The organism is Colwellia sp. Bg11-28 (assembly GCF_002836245.1).
GTDB lineage: Bacteria > Pseudomonadota > Gammaproteobacteria > Enterobacterales > Alteromonadaceae > Colwellia > Colwellia psychrerythraea_A.
In genome coordinates this window covers 432,353-449,853 of the sequence record NZ_PJBA01000001.1, presented here as the reverse complement: position 1 = coordinate 449,853, position 17,501 = coordinate 432,353, and the positions used below count along the sequence as shown (strand labels likewise).

Below are 17,501 nucleotides of genomic sequence, written 5' to 3'. Positions count from 1 at the left end.
TATAAAAAAAATAAGAAGTTAATGAATGAAGAGTTTACAAAATAAAATATTTTTATTGTTTGTCATACTGTTATTAATGGTTCAAGCCATTGCTTTTTGGACCCTATATAGCGAAAAGAAAAATCAAGAAGCGGCAGAAATTAATAACCGTTTAACGACAGCAAAAACCATTTTTACTGAGTTATTTGATCGCAGACTGACCTATTTATCTACTTTTGCTGAAACAGTAGCGAAAGATTATGGTTTAAAAGAAGTCTTTAATGAGGATACTCGCAGTTTATTATTTGCGTTAAATAATCATAGAAAACGTATTGATGCTGATTTGGCCATGACCATCTCTTCAGCAGGGATCATCAATGGACAATTACAACGTCATTTTGTAAACGGTAAAGGTAAAATTCGACAAGGCGCTGAACGAAACAGTGCCTTTCGTTTCAGTGAATGGCTTGAAACCGGTCAAGCAGCGCATTTATATATGATTGATGATGCACTTTATCAATTGAGTTTATCGCCAGTTACTGTGGGTGCTAAAACGTTAGGATGGATCGCTTTTGGTTTTGAAATAGATGAGCGATTAGCGGATGAATTTAAAAATATTACTGGTTTAAATACCGATTTTATTATCAAAAATGAAGGTGCGTGGCAGTTGATTTCAGTTGTCCAGAGTAGTGAAAACAATGAAAGTTACGATAAGTTACTAGAGTTGGCGGTGCAGGTTATTGAAAATAAAGCCCCCGATCAATATATCGCTACTCACTCATTAATCACCGAATTTGATGACCAAGAATTCGGTGTTGCCATGCATGGTTTACGAGCTAATTTTGTCGCCTTATTGCAAGAACAGTGGTGGAAGTTTTTATTCCTAGCAGCGTTAACCCTATTGTTGTCACTTACTAGTGCTTATTTTATTGCGGGCTCTATTAGTAAGCCGATTAAACGCTTGGTTGCTCAAGCTAAAGTAATCGCTAGCGGAGATTATCAGCAAAAAGTTACGTTAAAAGATAACAATGAAATAGGGCAACTTGCAGACGAATTTAATCAAATGCAAGCTGCGGTATTACAGCGTGAAGAAGCGATTACTCATCGTGCAGATCATGATCCATTAACGGATTTACCCAACCGAAACAAACTCAATAAAACCCTAAAAAAACTCATAGAACAACAGAAAAATTTTCTAGTTTTACATTTAAATCTTAGTCGTTTGAAAGATGTTAACGATACATTGGGTCATGATGTAGGTGATGAAGTTATTAAAGAACTTGCAAGTCGTTTACATAATCTTTGTCAAATGAATAGTTTTAACGCCTTGGCACATTTAGGAGCAGATGAATTTATTTTATTGGTAGAACATTTGAAGGTCGATGAAGCTATTTATCAGCTAAGAGCTGAGCTTGAACCAATATTTGATTATCAGGGCATTAGCTTACAGCTGCAAGTTAGGATTGGCGTAGCAGCGTATCCTGAGCATGCTGTTGATGATAAATCATTATTACAAATGGCAGATACGGCGCTAAACAGTACAAGAGAGAAGAGGAAGTTAGTACAAATATACCATCCTGATCTTGATGTTAATACGGTTGAGCGTTTAAGTTTGATTAACGATTTGAAACAAGCTATTCCGGCAGGTGAGTTGGAATTACACTTTCAACCTAAAATGTGTTTAAAAACTAAAACGGTAACTCACGCCGAAGCATTAGTTCGCTGGCAGCACCCTACATTAGGCATGGTGCCTCCTGATAATTTTATTCACATTGCAGAACAAACAGGTCAAATTAAGGCGTTAACACGTTGGGTATTTATTACCGCATTGGACCAATATAATGCTTGGCAAGAACAGGGTATTGATTTGAATATAGCGATAAATGTTTCTGCAGAAAATTTAAAAGAGAACGATTTTCATCACTTTATCTGTCAGTCAATTATGGCGGCCAAGGTACCTGCAGAAAAAATTACGCTGGAAGTGACCGAGAGCTCTGTAGTAGAAGACCCTGAGGCGGCAATTAAATTATTGGCAGAATTTAAAGATTACGGTATGAAAATATCGATCGATGATTACGGCACGGGTTATTCATCATTAGCACAATTGAAACAATTGCCAGTACATGAATTAAAAATAGATAAATCATTTATTCAACACCTTGAACATGATGAAGATGATCAAATTATAGTGCGCTCCACAATTGAACTTGCTCATAATATGGGACTGCACGTGGTTGCTGAGGGAATAGAAGATGAATTTGCGTTAAATTGGTTAGCAGCTCATGGCTGTGAACTTGCGCAGGGTTATTATATCAGTAAACCAAAACCGGCAGTTGAGTTAACTCCATGGCTGTTAGCACAGTTAACTATTCAAGATGTTGAGGAAAAGGTTTGATTAAAACAGGCATAATGCTTTGCCAGTTTTTGGTTTTATTATTCTATTTTCCATTACACATGGCTCGAGCGGCTGAATATACTGCGCATGGCATTGTAGACTTTAGAGTTAGTTACATTGACTCTTTGGATAAAGGTTACCTTACTAGCGGACAAGGTAAGCTTGGCTTAGGTGATGGTCTACATTTCTCAGTGGCGCAGATTGGCGCAGATTTATCGGTATCTTGGGAAAATGGTCTCAGTGCCCATGGCGTCGTTAATGCTTATCCTAAAGCTAGCGGTGATGGTGAAAGCACTGTTTTAGGATTTACTGAAGCCTATCTAAAATATCGCTCACTACCCACTAGCTCAGGTTATCGCTTTCAAACTAAAGTGGGTATCTTCTATCCAGAAATCTCCCTTGAAAATAATGCTTACGCTTGGGCAAGTAAAGACACCTTAGATTCATCAACAATAAATACCTGGCTTGGTGAAGAAATTCGAGTATTGGGCTCAGAGTTTAAAGTGACTCGTTTAGGGCGAATGAACAATAATAAATATGATCTATCACTTTCAGCGACGGCCTTTATCAATAATGATCCCGCAGGCGCTTTATTAGCTTGGCATGGTTGGACAATAAGTAACAGACAAACGCTTTGGACAGAGCAACGTGCTTTTCCATGGTTTCCAGCTCGTGCTGACGGGCAGGCATTAGCAGGGCAAGCAGATAAATCTGACCCTTTTTTCGAGCTAGACCACCGTGTAGGATTCCACGTACGAGGAGAATGGAAACTAAGAGGAAAGGGTGAAATATCTGCGGGTTATTATGATAACAGAGCAACCCCTTATAAAGTCATTGATGGACAGTACGGTTGGCGAACACGCTTTTATCACTTAGGTGCTCGTTGGCGTTTTAGTAAAAACTTATCGTTAACTGCGCAGTATCTATCAGGTGATACCTTGATGCAAAGCGAAAGTCAGGTGGATGTAGTCAACAATGACTATGCCAGTGCCTTTGTCGCGCTACATTATAATTGGCAAGCCATTGTTGCGAATAGAAAGCATAAAAGTACTTTGCGAGTTGAAGATTTTTCGGTGACAGATAATGATGATACTTGGGGCGATAATAATAATGAACAAGGTCAAGCCCTGACATTAAATCACAGTTATCGTTTGAGTAAGCCATGGTTTTTATCAGCAGAGTTTACCATTATTGATAGCCACAGGCCTGCTCGATACTATACTGCTGAGCCGGTTGACCTAATCGAAAAACAATTTCAATTAGCTGCCCGTTATTTTTTCTAAGTTTAGATGAGTACCTCACACATTTAAATGGTTTAAATACCCAATAACATCGTGCTTATTTGGCAATACCGTTTAAATGGGCAATATGGCTTTTGGCTTTTGTTGGGTAATTAGAAAATATACCATCGACACCTAAATGTTTCATGGCATTGATATCTTCTAATTCATCGACCGTATAGACAAATACTTTTAAGCCGCGTTTGTGAGCATCAGCGACAAAATGCTCACTAATGAAGTCGACATCAAGGTGAACAGAATAAGCATTTAGTTGTTCGGCAAATTTTGCATAGTCTAACGGGTAACATGCCGTAAGAGCGCCGATAGCAAAATCACTTCGCTGTTGCTGTATGGCATGTAATAACCTGTGATTAAAAGATGAAAATAAAACATCATTACTCAATAGCTCAGTTGTCTTGATAGCGTCATCAATACAGGAAAATAATAACGTTAAATTTCTCACTGCTTTTAATTCAATATTGATAGTGCATTTTCCGGCAATCAACTTTAATACTTCGTCTAAGGTTGGAATAACTTCACCGTCACCTGCATCTAAGCTGCGTAAATACTGATAATCATAGTTAAAAATTTGCCCCTGGCCTGATGTGGTTCTGTGCAGCCATCGGTCATGAATAACAAATAATTTACCGTCAACTTCATGAATATCTATTTCAATACCATCTACTTCAGCTTCTAATGCTGTACGAATGGATCGTAGCGTGTTTTCTGGTGCAACTCCGCTAGCGCCTCTGTGTGCAAAAATTAACATAGTTATACCTATTCCATTAAATTTATTCCCAACTCAGAGCTATGTCAGAGAAGCCAGAACAAATAAAATTTGTGCTGGTATAGTCATTCTATATCTAACAAATTTGTGAAGTTATTGCTTTTCTGACAAGCTCCCAAGGGCGAGTACCTAATAAAAGGTAAAGGTTTACATACATCGTTATTGATTTTGAGAAGGACGCTACATGGATGTAGCTTCTTAGAGAAAGCAGGAGCATATTCTCCTGAATAACCATTCTCTTCAATCAATGCTTTGCCTCTAAGCCTTTTAATTCTCGCTGAGTGAGAAATAACCTAATGGACTTGGTATGAATTAAATATGATTAATACATTAGTGTTGGTTTTAAGTATAATACCGAGTAACGAGATTGTACTAAAATAAAATGAGCAGCGACAAATTGACCACTTCGACTCCCCCAAAACGTTTAAATAAATACATTAGTGATTCTGGTTTTTGTTCGCGCCGTAGTGCCGATAAAATGATAGAAGCCAATCGGGTAACCATCAATGATAAAGTGCCAGAGCTTGGTACTAAAGTGTTGGCGGGCGATGTCGTTAAAGTAGATGGATACGATATTGCTCCAATTAGTGATGACAAATCGGATCGTATTTATATCGCTTATAACAAACCTATTGGTATTACCTGTACCACTGAAAAACATGTGCGCGGAAATATTATTGATGCCATCGGTCATAAAAAACGTATTTTTCCGATCGGTCGATTAGATAAACCATCGGAAGGTTTGATATTTCTCACCAGTGATGGCGATATTGTTAATAAAATTTTACGCGCGGAAAATGCTCACGACAAAGAATATATTGTCACCGTTGATAAACCTATTAGTGAACGCTTCATCGAGAGAATGTCTCGTGGCGTACCTATTTTAGGGACTATTACCAAACCTTGTATCGTGCAAGTTAAAAGCCGTTTTGAGTTTACCATTATCCTTACTCAAGGTCTTAATCGTCAAATTCGCCGTATGTGTGAATATCTCGATTATGAGGTTTTAAAATTAAAACGCTCACGTATTATGAAAGTTGAGTTAGGGGATTTAACACCGGGGCAATGGCGAGAATTAACGATAACTGAAATGGCCGAAATTAACCAAGCGGTTGAAGGCTCTAGTAAAACGGCTATTAATACAGCTCAGCCTAAACAGACGACTTCAAGCATGAATGACCTTGAAGAGCTATCGGCCTCATTAAATAATGCAGATAATAAAAGTGAATCGAAAACTGAGCCAAATACAGCTGCAGAAACATCTTCTAGTAAAGAGGAAGATGAAAAAGATGTTTGGCCTTATAACAGCCATAAAACAAAAGACTAAATCAGTTCAATTAAACGCTTCTTACTGATTATTACAAAAAAACTTACATAGTGTGACTATGTAAGTTTCTTTTTTATTACCATTTCGCATAAACAAGTTATCACTAAGTAAACACTTGCTTATGCGTATAACGTCAATAACTAGTCTTTGTTGATGCCCACTAGAGCACCTGAAAGTTCAGTTATTACTTGGCTATCTTCTATGGTTGAAGGTATTTCAATTTCTTGCCCATCAATCATTTGTCTAAGGGTTTTACGTAAAATTTTGCCAGAACGCGTTTTTGGCAATCTATCAATGATCAGTAGTTTTTTCAATGATGCTATTGCGCCAATATCATTACGAATGCTTTGTTTTAATTCGCTAATGAGATCTTCATCACTGGTGGTAATACCATTTTTTATGACGACTAACCCAAGAGGTACTTGCCCTTTTAGTGCATCGTGAATGCCGACAACAGCACATTCTGCTACCGCTGGATGACCCGATAAAACCTCTTCCATCTCACCGGTTGATAAACGATGCCCAGCAACATTGATAACATCATCAATGCGACCCATGATGAAAAGATAACCTTCTTCATCAATATAGCCACCGTCTCCCGACGTATAATAGCCAGGATGATTTGATAAATACCCTGATACTAAACGCTCAGAATCGCGATATATAGTGGCTAAACAGCCAGGAGGAAGTGGTAGCTTTATGGCGACACTACCTTGCTGTCCAGCAGGGACTTGCTGACCATCGCCATCAAGAATTTGTACATCAAATCCTGCGATTGGAAAACCAGCAGAGCCAGCTTTTGTTGCTACTATATTGCCAGAGCCGTCATCTAATGGCGTGCTGGCAATTGCCCAACCTGTTTCTGTTTGCCACCAATGATCTATTACTGGTAGTTGTGTTTTTTCTTTAAGCCAATGATAGGTTGCTGGATCTAAACGTTCTCCTGCGAGGAATAAACGTTTCAATGATGAGAGGTCGTAATCTTTTAATAAGTCACCTTCTGGATCTTCTTTTCCGATAGCACGAAAAGCGGTAGGTGCTGAAAATAAAGCGTTAACTTTATACTCAGCACAAACACGCCAAAAAGCACCAGCATCAGGTGTTCTAATCGGCTTTCCTTCATAAACAATAGTGGTACAACCTGCCATTAAAGTACCGTAAATAATGTAAGAATGACCAACAACCCAACCAACGTCCGAGGCAGCCCAGAAGGTATCTCCTTTTTGCATGCCATAGATGTTTTTCATGCTATAAAGCATTGCGACAGCATGACCGCCATTATCTCTTACCACACCTTTTGGTTTGCCTGTGGTACCTGAGGTATACAAAATATAGAGTGGGTCGGTGCTTTTAACGGGTACAGGAGGAATTTCAACAGCAACATCCATTTGTTCCTGCCAGTCAAGATCTCTGTTCGGTACTAACTGTGCTTGAACTTCTTCTCTTTGGTAAATGATGCAATTTTTTGGCTTATGATTAGCGATTTCGATAGCTTGATCAATTAATGGTTTATAAGGAATAACTTTGGCTATTTCAACACCACAGCTAGCACCAACAATAACTTTTGGCTCTGCATCATTGATACGTACTGCAAGTTCATTGGCAGCAAAACCACCAAAAACGACGGAATGAATTGCACCTAATCGAGCACATGCCAGCATTGCTATAGCGGCTTGTGGGATCATTGGCATATAAATTAATACACGATCGCCTTTAGTAACATCCTGTGATCTGAGTACATCAGCAAATTTTGCCACTAGACTGGTCAGTTCAAGATAACTAAATTTTTGTTTTTTTCCGGTAACCGGCGAGTCATATATCAGTGCCGTTTGAGCACCTCGGCCTTGTTCAACATGATAATCCAACGCAAGATAGCAAGAGTTCAATTCGCCATCGGCAAACCAATCATGCCAAGAATCAGTGTTTGTCGACAATATCGTTTGAGGTTTTTTGTACCAAGCAACTAGTTCAGACTGCTCTTTCCAGTAACTCTCGGGTGAATTGATTGCTAATTCTTGTTGTTCAATGTGTTTCATTATATTGGCCTTGTAGATAACTCGGATATACATACATTAAAACTGTCGACAAAATTAACCAATTAGACCTTAGGCTAATACCCAAATAAATAGGGTGATTTACTTAATTTATTGTTTATTGTTATTTGATTGTTATTTAATGTTTATCGATAAGAAATAGCTTTATATCATTCGCTTTTGTTTGTGGTTAAATTGTTTTAAATACTTTTAAAATAAAATAATGCTAATCAGTTATAATATTGTTTTAGATGCGTATGTCGACAATTTGTCATCTTAAAGCATAAAAGGTAGAAGAAGACATAGCGTTAATACAGCGACTGTTTTATGCTATATCCTGCTTTTATTCATTCTGTTAGTAGTAATCTTAGCCGCAGTTTTTTGCATTATCTAGTAGCAGAGTGTGGTTATCACGACAATAATTTGCTCTTTTCAGTGATATGCATGGTATTGAGTTGTGCCAGTGATATCAGTGTCTTTATTGCTGCTCTAAAGTTTATTAACTTTTACTCGTAACGGGTATATATCTTTTATTGATTTGTTATTTATTACGTCGGATAGTTTTAAGCAAGCTATCCATTTTGATCATAAACAGAGGTTGATGGTGTCATTATGGCTATAATTATCACGTTAGATATCATGCTTGCAAAACGTAAAATGAAATTAAAAACGTTGGCAGAGAGGGTAGGGGTTACCGCGCAGAATTTATCAATCTTAAAAAATGATAAAGCGCGTGCTATTCGTTTTGATACGCTAAATAAATTGTGTAAAGTGCTAGATTGTCAGCCGGGAGATATTTTAACCTATGAGGTAGACAAGGTTGAAGAGTAGGAATACTACTCTTTCTTAGTCGCTCTTAGTAAAAGACACTCACATCATTTGAGCTTAGCTTACTTATTTCTCACTGACATTTGATAATGGACGGCATCAAAATCACCAATGGGATCTTCATGTAAATAAGCTCTGACAAAGTGCATGCCCATTTTTTTCATCACGCCAACCGAAGCTAGATTGTCAGCTACGGCTAGTGCAGAAACATGAGTAACATCGGTATTGGCAACTACAGCATCTCTTATCGCTATTGCCGCTTCTGTAGCGTAACCTTTTCCCCAAGTACTTTGGAAAAATCGCCAACCTAACTCTAAATCCTTAGTATTGGGTGACTCAGTAAAAAATGACATCGGACGGATCAATACCCAACCTAAATACTCATCAGTTACTTTATTTGATACTTGCCAAATTCCCCAGCCTAATTCGCTATTCCGGTATTTGTTCATTCTTGGAATAAATACGCTGTTAACCTGCTCTATGCTGGTGGGGTTACCGCCATTAAGAAACTTCATCACTGTTGGATCTTGATCTATCTCCCATAATTCTTGGGCATCTTTAGAATCCATTAATCTAAACTTTAGTCGTTCACTATTTTTGATGTGCATAAAATTCCTATTAAAAGAAGGAGATAAGTGAAGCATAACGCATTCTTTTATGCGTTATGCTGCGTGCCGTAATCGTTATTAAAGTTACGGCTTTATTTTGACGCTAATAAAGGTTTTAAAAATCGCGCTGTATGTGACGTTTTATGCTTGGCAACTTGTTCAGGAGTACCTGTTACTAAAATTTCACCGCCACCTGCGCCGCCTTCAGGACCTAAGTCGATAACCCAATCGGCTGTTTTGACAACATCTAAGTTATGCTCAATCACCACAATCGTATTGCCATGATCACGCAAGCGATGAATAACGTTTAATAATTGTTTTATATCGTGGAAATGCAAACCTGTGGTTGGCTCATCTAAAATATACAACGTTTTGCCGGTATCTCTTTTTGATAACTCTTTTGATAACTTGACTCGTTGTGCTTCACCGCCCGATAGAGTGATTGCTGACTGCCCTAGTTTGATATAGCCTAAACCAACATCGAGTAAGGTTTGCAACTTACGATTAATCGCAGGAATAGCTTTGAAAAAGTCAAAAGCATCTTCAATGGTTAAGTCTAATACTTGATGAATATTTTTACCTTTGTATAAAACTTCTAACGTTTCGCGGTTATAACGTTTACTTTTACATACATCACACGGTACATAAACATCAGGTAAAAAGTGCATTTCTACCTTGATCATGCCGTCACCTTGACAGGCTTCACAACGTCCACCTTTAACATTAAAGCTAAATCGTCCTGCTTTATAACCTCGAGAACGTGACTCTTGTGTCGCAGAGAAAATATCGCGCACGGCCGTAAATATGCCAGTGTATGTCGCGGGATTTGAGCGTGGGGTTCGGCCTATTGGACTTTGATCAATCTCGATAACTTTATCTAATAGTTCTAAACCATGAATGCTTTTGTAAGGAGCTGGTTCATCAACCGTTGCACCATTAAGCTCGATATGCGCTAATTTATATAACGTATCGTTAATAAGTGTGGATTTACCTGAGCCCGACACGCCAGTTACACAGGTCATTAAACCGGTAGGAATGACTAAGTCGACATTTTTTAAATTATTACCGGTAGCGCCTTTGAGCTTAACGACATTCTTTTTATCAAAAGCATGACGCTGTTTAGGTATTTCAATTCGTTCTACGCCAGAAAGGTATTTCCCCGTTAAAGACTCTTTACAATTGAGTATGTCATCCACGGTGCCTTGCGCGATAATTTCACCGCCATGTACACCAGCGCCTGGGCCAATATCCACCACAAAATCTGCCGCGCGAATAGCATCTTCATCATGTTCAACCACAATAACGGTATTACCTAAATCACGGAGATGTATCAAGGTGCCAAGTAAGCGTTCATTATCACGTTGATGAAGGCCAATAGAGGGTTCATCTAAAACATACATGACACCAACCAAACCTGCGCCGATTTGACTAGCAAGACGTATTCGCTGTGCTTCACCGCCAGATAGGGTGTTTGCGCCACGTGACAAATTGAGATAATTAAGGCCAACGTTCACTAAAAATCCTAAACGTTCGTTTACTTCTTTTAATATTTTTTCAGCAACTTGTGCTTTCTGGCCTGTGAGGGTTAAACCTTGAAAAAACTTGAGGGCATCACTAATGGAAAATTCAGCCACGACAGTGAGTGGTGTATCTTCGATAAAAACATTGCGAGCTTCTAAGCGTAATCGACTACCATTACAATCCGGACAATGTTGTGAATTAAGGTATTTTCCTAGCTCTTCACGTACCGAATTTGACTCCGTTTCTTTATAACGGCGTTGCATATTATTGATGATGCCTTCAAAAGGATGCTTACGCACCACAACATCACCACGGTCGTTCATGTATTTAAATTCAATTTCTTGCTCATCACTACCATAAAGCACAACTTTTTGGGCTTTAGCGGATAACTTATTAAACGGTTTATCAACGGGGAATTTATAATGATCGGCAAGGGCTTGCAGCATTTGAAAGTAATAAAAATTACGTTTATCCCAGCCACGAACTGCGCCGCCGGCAAGACTTAACTCTGCATTGGCAATAACGCGAGAGCTATCAAAGTACTGTTCAATACCTAAACCATCACAGGTTTGACAAGCACCAGCAGGATTATTAAAAGAGAACAAACGTGGCTCTAACTCTTGCATGCTGTAACCACAATGTGGACACGCAAAGTTAGCTGAGAAAATAAGTTCTTCACGGTCCGGCTCATCCATAAAAGCGACTTTGGCAGTCCCAGAAGTTAACGTTAAGGTCGTTTCAAAAGATTCTGAAAGTCGTAATTGAATATCTTCACGCACTTTTATACGGTCAACGACAACTTCTATAGTGTGTTTTTTATGTAATTCTAACGGTGGTGGATCAGATAAGTCACAAACTTCCCCGTCAATACGCGCACGAATAAAGCCTTGGGCAGCTAAGTTATCAAGAAGCTTTACATGTTCGCCTTTACGGTCTTGTATAATAGGCGCGAGTAGCATCACTTTTGTGCCTTCTTCAAGTTCTAAAACTTTATCAACCATTTGTGAAACTGTTTGTGCCGCTAGTGCTTGACCATGCTCTGGACAACGAGGCTCACCAACTCTGGCATAAAGCAAACGCAAATAATCGTATATCTCAGTGATGGTACCTACGGTTGAGCGCGGGTTGTGAGATGTTGACTTTTGCTCGATGGAGATAGCGGGCGATAAACCTTCAATATGATCAACATCAGGCTTTTCCATTAAAGATAAAAATTGACGCGCATAAGCTGAAAGCGATTCTACATAACGACGTTGTCCCTCAGCGTAGAGTGTATCAAAGGCAAGAGAAGATTTTCCTGAACCAGAAAGGCCGGTAATGACCACGAGTTTATCTCGAGGTATAGTTAAACTAATGTCTTTGAGGTTGTGTGTGCGAGCCCCTCTGACTTCAATATTCTTCATGCGTTTTTAACTCAAATAGCGATAAAATAGAACCGACGATTATGTCATAGAATTTACAGTATAAAAACTAATCTAGGGCATAATATGAAAATTAAACTGTTTATTTTTACAGTGTTCTGTTGGCACTGTAGGAAAGGAAAAAATGGTACTACCAAGCACATTAATAAATCGACCAATTAGCGAGAATTAAAAGGTTTAGAGGCAAGGTATTGATTGAATAAAATGGCTATTCAGGAGAATGTTCTCAGGATAATTGCTCCTGCATTATCTAATAAGGTACTTCCTGTACCGTCAGCATTCTCTAAGAAGCTACATCCATGTAGCGTCCTTGTCGAAACCAATAACGATGAATAAAACGTTTATAATTCCAGCTGAATTAAGCATATTGAGATTGTTTGGGTATTGCGCTTAACACCTTGTTTTCATTGTGGGGATTTTGTTGTGCTTCTTGGCGTGGTAAACTACTCGCAATTTTTTCCGATTTCTTCATCTATTTTTAGGTTTCAGCAACGTTATGAGTGTTTCAGGTTTAAACCGTATTGAGAAAAAAGCCGCCTTTTCCTTAGCCAGTGTCTTTGGCGTGCGCATGTTAGGCTTGTTCATGATCTTACCCGTATTCGCCATTTATGGTGAACAACTAACGGGTTATAGTCCCATTTGGTTAGGATTAGCCATTGGTGCCTATGGATTAACGCAAGCTTTATTGCAAATCCCTATGGGCATTCTTTCGGATCAATATGGCAGGAAACCGGTAATTCTTGCCGGCTTAGTGGTCTTTCTCATCGGTAGTATTGTTGCGGCAATGTCTGACACTATTTATGGTGTTGTACTCGGTCGAGCAATTCAAGGTATGGGTGCTATTGCTAGTGCAATACTTGCTTTAGCTGCTGATTTAAGTCGAGAAGAACAGCGACCTAAAGTCATGGCAACCATTGGTATGTTTATCGGTTTATCATTTACCTTTGCTATGATTTTAGGACCAATAGTTGCTGATGCCTTTGGTTTAAGTGGCTTATTTTGGTTTACAGGGCTATTGACTCTCTTTGCCATGGCGATGATTCAATTTATGGTGCCAAACTCAGTGAATAAAGCACCTCGTGGCGATAACGTTGCCTTGCCTGAGCAAATTACTCGTTTGATTCGCCACCCACAATTATCCCGTTTAAATTGGGGCGTTTTCATTCTACATATGACACTGACGGCCTGTTTTATTACTTTGCCTAAACAGTTTGTAGCTAGTGGTTTATCTCTTGAAGACCATTGGCAAATTTACTTACCTACTTTATTAGGTTCTTTCTTTTTAATGGTGCCATTTATGATTTTTGCCATTAAAAAACAGAAAGAAAAACCCATGTTTAGTGCGGCTATTACACTATTGGCCATCGCTTTATTTTTACTTTGGTTATTACCGAGTGGTTTCTGGAGCCTAGTGCTGTCAGTTGTAATATTTTTCACTGCATTTAACTATTTAGAGGCAACCATGCCGTCAATTTTATCACGTATAGCACCTGCTGGCGTTAAGGGTAGTGCTATGGGGATATATTCAAGCAGTCAGTTTTTAGGTGCTTTTGTTGGTGGTATTCTGGGTGGTTTTATAGCGAGCCAATATGGCGAGCAAACCATCTTCTTAGTGATGACAATAGTAACGGTTATCTGGTTGGGATTAAGCTTTGGTATGCAGTCATTGAAAAAATCAAAAAGCTTTAGTTTTGCCACCAATATTACCTGTGAAGAAGAAGCTGATAAAATGGCCGACCAATTAATCAATATGCCCGGTGTTATCGAAGCAACCCTAGTGCACACCGAGGCAGTCGCTTATTTAAAGGTTGATGTTAAAACGGTGGATTTACTCGCCATTAAAGCGTTACTTCAAAGTTAGACTACAGAAATAATCCTCTGCTGAAGGTGTTCGCGATACCTGAATTTTATACGACTATCAGCGAGCATCTCTCAGCAATATATTAAAAGCACGCTAAACTAAAGTTTATCTTAAACAATTTAGCGGTGACTATTATGTCTGAACACCACACTTACAAAAAAATTGAAATGGTTGGCTCATCTAAAAATAGTATTGAAGATGCTATTGAAAATGCCTTGGCAGAGTGTAACAAATCAATCAATAATATGGATTGGTTTGAGGTCATAGAAACCCGAGGTCATATAGTTAATGGTGCTGTCGGCCATTACCAAGTTACCTTGAAAATTGGCTTTAAAATAGCGTCAAGTTAACTGGATTTTACTAAATTTTGCATTTTTAGTTTATTTTAGCGTAACGATGTAATCTTCAAGTTTATTGCTACCGAGCATGACTTCTATATCATCATCTAGCTGTTTACCTATTAATGCTATTCCCATAGGTGATTGCGGTGTTATCACCGTGATATTTTGTTGAGCTAGCTGACAGCGAAACCCTCCGGCAGCAGGCCCTATAAAGAACCAATGGTTGGTGTCTGAATCAGTGGATAATTGTACCAGGGCGCCTAAAGCGATATAGCTCTCGCTATTGAATTCAATTAGTTCAAGCGCTTTATAGGCATCGATAGCGTGCTGGAACTCAATCACTCGCTTAGACTGTCCTTCAGCCAAATAACTCGCCTCTATCGCTAGCGTATCATATTGTGTTTCAGCAACACTTTGATCATCAACCGCAGCGGCATGAGCTTCGTTTGCAGCATCAATAGCTTGTTGCAGCTGTTTCGAGAGTGCAGTGACAACAAGGTCAGCTAGCTGTTTCTTATTAGGCATATAGTCTTATGTAATCGTTATTTTAAATGTTTGTGGTATGCAGAGATCGTTATTTCGTTAGCTCAGTTTTAGCGAGGCGATTTTATCATAATACCAAACGGATTAATGTATTTGTCAGCTTAGAGCTACATTAGCGAGCTTAAAACAAGCAAAATGAGTTGAACATAGTCACTCTATATTTCACTCATTTTGTGATGTTATCAGTTTGCTAATGAGCTTCCGAGGGACGAGTTTAAAAGGCTTACATGCGGCGTTATTGATTTTGACAAGGGAATAACCATTCTCTTCAATCAATGCCTTGCCTCTAAGCCTTTTAATCCTCGCTAAGTGATCAATAAATTAGTCCGATTGGTATAACTTGTGTTTTTGTCTAAATGTCAGTAAATTAATAACACTATAACAACTGGTACGACCAATAGCAGAGCATAATTATGACAACAACTGCCTACCCACATTTATTAGCGCCACTAGACCTTGGCTTTACCCAATTAGCTAACCGTGTCCTTATGGGATCCATGCATACTGGCTTAGAAGAAGAGCGCGGTGGTTTTGCAAAATTAGCTGCATTCTATCAAGCAAGAGCGAAAGGCGGTGTGGGCTTGATCGTTACCGGTGGTGTTAGTCCTAATCTACGCGGCAGAATAGCACCGTTTGGTAGTGAGCTAAGTCATTTCTGGCAAGCAAATAAACACAAACAAGTAACAGACGCCGTTCATCAGTACCCAACTAAAATCTGCTTGCAATTATTACATACGGGTCGATACGCCTATCATCCTTTTGGTGTGGCCCCCAGTAAAATCAAATCACCTATTTCTCCTTTTACGCCTAAAGCAATGTCAGTGCGTCAAATTAAATCGACCATTAAAGATTATGCTTACTCAGCCAAGTTAGCGGCTAAAGCAGGCTATGATGGTGTGGAAATTATGGGCTCTGAAGGTTATTTAATTAACCAGTTTGCTTGTGTAAGAACAAATAAGCGTAACGATGAGTGGGGCGGTAGTATTGAAAACAGAATGCGCCTAGCTATTGAAACGATTAAAGCAGTACGCGCTAAAGTGGGCGAAAATTTTATCATCATCTTTCGTTTATCCATGTTGGATTTAGTTGAAGGTGGCAACAGTTGGGAAGAAGTTGTCACTATGGCAAAAGCGGTAGAGCAGGCTGGTGCCACACTGATTAATACTGGTATTGGTTGGCATGAAGCACGCGTTCCGACCATAGTTACTTCAGTACCTAGAGCTGCATTTACCTGGGTCACTGAAAAAATGAAAAAAGAAGTGTCTATACCCCTAATCACAACTAACAGAATTAATACGCCTGAAGTTGCTGAAGAAGTGTTAGCGACGGGGCAAGCTGATATGGTGTCAATGGCGAGACCTTTCTTGGCGGATGCCGACTTTGTTAATAAAGCCGCAGAAAATAAAGCCGATGAAATTAATACCTGCATTGGTTGTAACCAAGCGTGCTTAGATCACGTGTTTGCACAAAAGCGAGCCTCATGTTTAGTCAACCCAATGGCATGTTATGAAACAGAGCTTGTTATAGAAAAAGCTAAACAAGTTAAAAAATTAGCCGTGATAGGTGCCGGACCTGCGGGATTAGCTTTTAGTGTTTATGCTGCGGAGCGAGGACATCATGTTGAACTATTTGATAAAATTAGCGAGATAGGTGGCCAGTTTAATGTCGCTAAACAAGTACCTGGTAAAGAAGAATTTTTTGAGACATTACGCTATTTTAACAAACAGATAAGTTTGCTTGATATTAAGGTGCATCTTAACACTGAGCAAAGTGCAGAAAAATTACTCGCTGCTGGTTTTGATGAAGTGGTATTAGCAACAGGTATAAAACCAAGAAAGCTCGATATTAAAGGTTTAGAGGAAGGTTATACCAGTAATAAAGTACTTACATATTTACAAGTGCTGCGAGATAAAGTTGAGGTTGGTAACAAGGTCGCGATTATAGGTGCTGGCGGTATTGGCTTTGATGTAGCCACTTATTTATCAGAAAAATCATTAACTAATGACCCAGAAGCATGGCTTAAAAATTGGGGGGTTGATAAGCAATACCTGAAAAATGGGGCATTGCTAAGTAAACAAGATATACCTAAGCATGATCCGGCAAGGCATATTACTCTGATACAACGCAAAACGACTAAAGTGGGCAAAGGCTTGGGTAAAACATCAGGCTGGGTACATAGAGCCAATTTAGTAAAACAAGGCGTTACTATGTTGGCTGGCGCAAGTTATAAAGCCATTACTGAGGAAGGCTTAGTGATTGAAGTTGATGGTAAAGAGCAATTGCTTGAAGTTGATAATATCATTATCTGCGCAGGGCAAGAATCGAATCGAGATTTACAGCAAAAGCTAATTGATGGTGGTTTACCTGTACATCTAATTGGTGGAGCTAATGTTGCCGCGGAACTTGATGCTAAACGTGCGATACGCCAAGCGGCAGAGTTAGCGGTGAAAATTTAGGCCTATTTGGATGAAATCAACACCTTAATGCGAAGATAGCTGTAGTGAACCGAAGAAAAACTCTATATTTCTTCGCTTTATTATTGATATACTGTCGTGAATTAATTTTTTTTAGATAGAG

Annotated in this window: 12 protein-coding genes; 7 read left to right on the top strand and 5 right to left on the bottom strand. The window is 39.0% G+C overall.

Annotated elements, in window-relative coordinates:
* The first annotated feature begins 25 nt into the window (after positions 1–25).
* Both CXF79_RS01835 and CXF79_RS01830 read left to right on the top strand, forming a co-directional pair.
* Positions 26–2,374, top strand: coding sequence for a bifunctional diguanylate cyclase/phosphodiesterase (locus tag CXF79_RS01835; protein WP_101153673.1), 2,349 nt, complete (start codon positions 26–28; stop codon positions 2,372–2,374).
* Positions 2,371–3,657, top strand: coding sequence for a hypothetical protein (locus CXF79_RS01830; RefSeq protein WP_101153672.1), 1,287 nt, complete (start codon positions 2,371–2,373; stop codon positions 3,655–3,657). Before CXF79_RS01835 ends, CXF79_RS01830 begins: the two co-directional genes overlap by 4 nt.
* A gap of 55 nt (positions 3,658–3,712) precedes the next feature.
* Here the strand turns inward: CXF79_RS01830 and CXF79_RS01825 are convergent, their stop codons facing one another.
* Complete coding sequence (locus CXF79_RS01825) at positions 3,713–4,423, bottom strand: glycerophosphodiester phosphodiesterase (protein ID WP_011041758.1); 711 nt, start codon at positions 4,421–4,423, stop codon at positions 3,713–3,715.
* Between the two features lie 496 nt (positions 4,424–4,919).
* On the opposite strand from CXF79_RS01825, the gene CXF79_RS01815 reads away from it, so the two are divergent.
* Entirely contained in the window at positions 4,920–5,768 is an 849-nt protein-coding gene (locus tag CXF79_RS01815; protein ID WP_232769051.1) for a pseudouridine synthase, read from the top strand.
* 140 nt (positions 5,769–5,908) lie between these two features.
* Here CXF79_RS01815 and CXF79_RS01810 read toward each other — a convergent pair whose 3' ends face one another.
* Positions 5,909–7,804 carry a propionyl-CoA synthetase gene (locus CXF79_RS01810; protein ID WP_101153670.1) on the bottom strand — a complete coding sequence of 632 codons (1,896 nt, stop codon included), beginning with the start codon at positions 7,802–7,804 and terminating at the stop codon, positions 5,909–5,911.
* Between the two features lie 609 nt (positions 7,805–8,413).
* Between CXF79_RS01810 and CXF79_RS01805 the strand changes: the two genes are divergently transcribed.
* Positions 8,414–8,632, top strand: a complete 219-nt coding sequence (locus CXF79_RS01805) for a helix-turn-helix domain-containing protein (protein WP_101153669.1) — start codon at positions 8,414–8,416, stop codon at positions 8,630–8,632.
* A 59-nt stretch (positions 8,633–8,691) separates the two neighbouring features.
* Here the strand turns inward: CXF79_RS01805 and CXF79_RS01800 are convergent, their stop codons facing one another.
* Complete coding sequence (locus tag CXF79_RS01800; RefSeq protein WP_101153668.1) at positions 8,692–9,237, bottom strand: GNAT family N-acetyltransferase; 546 nt, start codon at positions 9,235–9,237, stop codon at positions 8,692–8,694.
* A 92-nt stretch (positions 9,238–9,329) separates the two neighbouring features.
* Positions 9,330–12,161: an excinuclease ABC subunit UvrA gene (gene uvrA / locus CXF79_RS01795; RefSeq protein WP_011041763.1), complete on the bottom strand. Its 2,832-nt coding sequence runs from the start codon at positions 12,159–12,161 to the stop codon at positions 9,330–9,332.
* A 514-nt stretch (positions 12,162–12,675) separates the two neighbouring features.
* On the opposite strand from uvrA, the gene CXF79_RS01790 reads away from it, so the two are divergent.
* The gene (locus tag CXF79_RS01790) at positions 12,676–14,040 is read left to right on the top strand and encodes an MFS transporter (protein WP_101153667.1); all 1,365 of its coding nucleotides are present in this window, start codon (positions 12,676–12,678) and stop codon (positions 14,038–14,040) included.
* A gap of 134 nt (positions 14,041–14,174) precedes the next feature.
* Positions 14,175–14,390 (top strand): dodecin, encoded by a 216-nt coding sequence (locus CXF79_RS01785; RefSeq protein WP_011041766.1) that lies wholly within the window; start codon positions 14,175–14,177, stop codon positions 14,388–14,390.
* A gap of 30 nt (positions 14,391–14,420) precedes the next feature.
* On the opposite strand, the gene CXF79_RS01780 is transcribed toward CXF79_RS01785, so the two are convergent.
* Complete coding sequence (locus CXF79_RS01780) at positions 14,421–14,906, bottom strand: GreA/GreB family elongation factor (RefSeq protein ID WP_011041767.1); 486 nt, start codon at positions 14,904–14,906, stop codon at positions 14,421–14,423.
* A 431-nt stretch (positions 14,907–15,337) separates the two neighbouring features.
* Here CXF79_RS01780 and CXF79_RS01775 point away from each other — a divergent pair, with 431 nt between their 5' ends.
* Positions 15,338–17,380: an oxidoreductase gene (locus CXF79_RS01775; RefSeq protein WP_101153666.1), complete on the top strand. Its 2,043-nt coding sequence runs from the start codon at positions 15,338–15,340 to the stop codon at positions 17,378–17,380.
* The last annotated feature ends 121 nt before the right edge of the window (positions 17,381–17,501 follow it).

Excerpts from the sequence above, each read along its gene's own strand:
- CXF79_RS01775 (WP_101153666.1), top strand. The coding sequence starts at position 15,338 with ATGACAACAACTGCCTACCCACATTTATTAGCGCCACTAGACCTTGGC.
- CXF79_RS01785 (WP_011041766.1), top strand. The coding sequence starts at position 14,175 with ATGTCTGAACACCACACTTACAAAAAAATTGAAATGGTTGGCTCATCT.
- uvrA (WP_011041763.1), bottom strand. The coding sequence starts at position 12,161 with ATGAAGAATATTGAAGTCAGAGGGGCTCGCACACACAACCTCAAAGAC.
- CXF79_RS01805 (WP_101153669.1), top strand. The coding sequence starts at position 8,414 with ATGGCTATAATTATCACGTTAGATATCATGCTTGCAAAACGTAAAATG.
- CXF79_RS01825 (WP_011041758.1), bottom strand. The coding sequence starts at position 4,423 with ATGTTAATTTTTGCACACAGAGGCGCTAGCGGAGTTGCACCAGAAAAC.
- CXF79_RS01790 (WP_101153667.1), top strand. The coding sequence starts at position 12,676 with ATGAGTGTTTCAGGTTTAAACCGTATTGAGAAAAAAGCCGCCTTTTCC.
- CXF79_RS01800 (WP_101153668.1), bottom strand. The coding sequence starts at position 9,237 with ATGCACATCAAAAATAGTGAACGACTAAAGTTTAGATTAATGGATTCT.
- CXF79_RS01780 (WP_011041767.1), bottom strand. The coding sequence starts at position 14,906 with ATGCCTAATAAGAAACAGCTAGCTGACCTTGTTGTCACTGCACTCTCG.
- CXF79_RS01835 (WP_101153673.1), top strand. The coding sequence starts at position 26 with ATGAAGAGTTTACAAAATAAAATATTTTTATTGTTTGTCATACTGTTA.
- CXF79_RS01815 (WP_232769051.1), top strand. The coding sequence starts at position 4,920 with ATGATAGAAGCCAATCGGGTAACCATCAATGATAAAGTGCCAGAGCTT.
- CXF79_RS01810 (WP_101153670.1), bottom strand. The coding sequence starts at position 7,804 with ATGAAACACATTGAACAACAAGAATTAGCAATCAATTCACCCGAGAGT.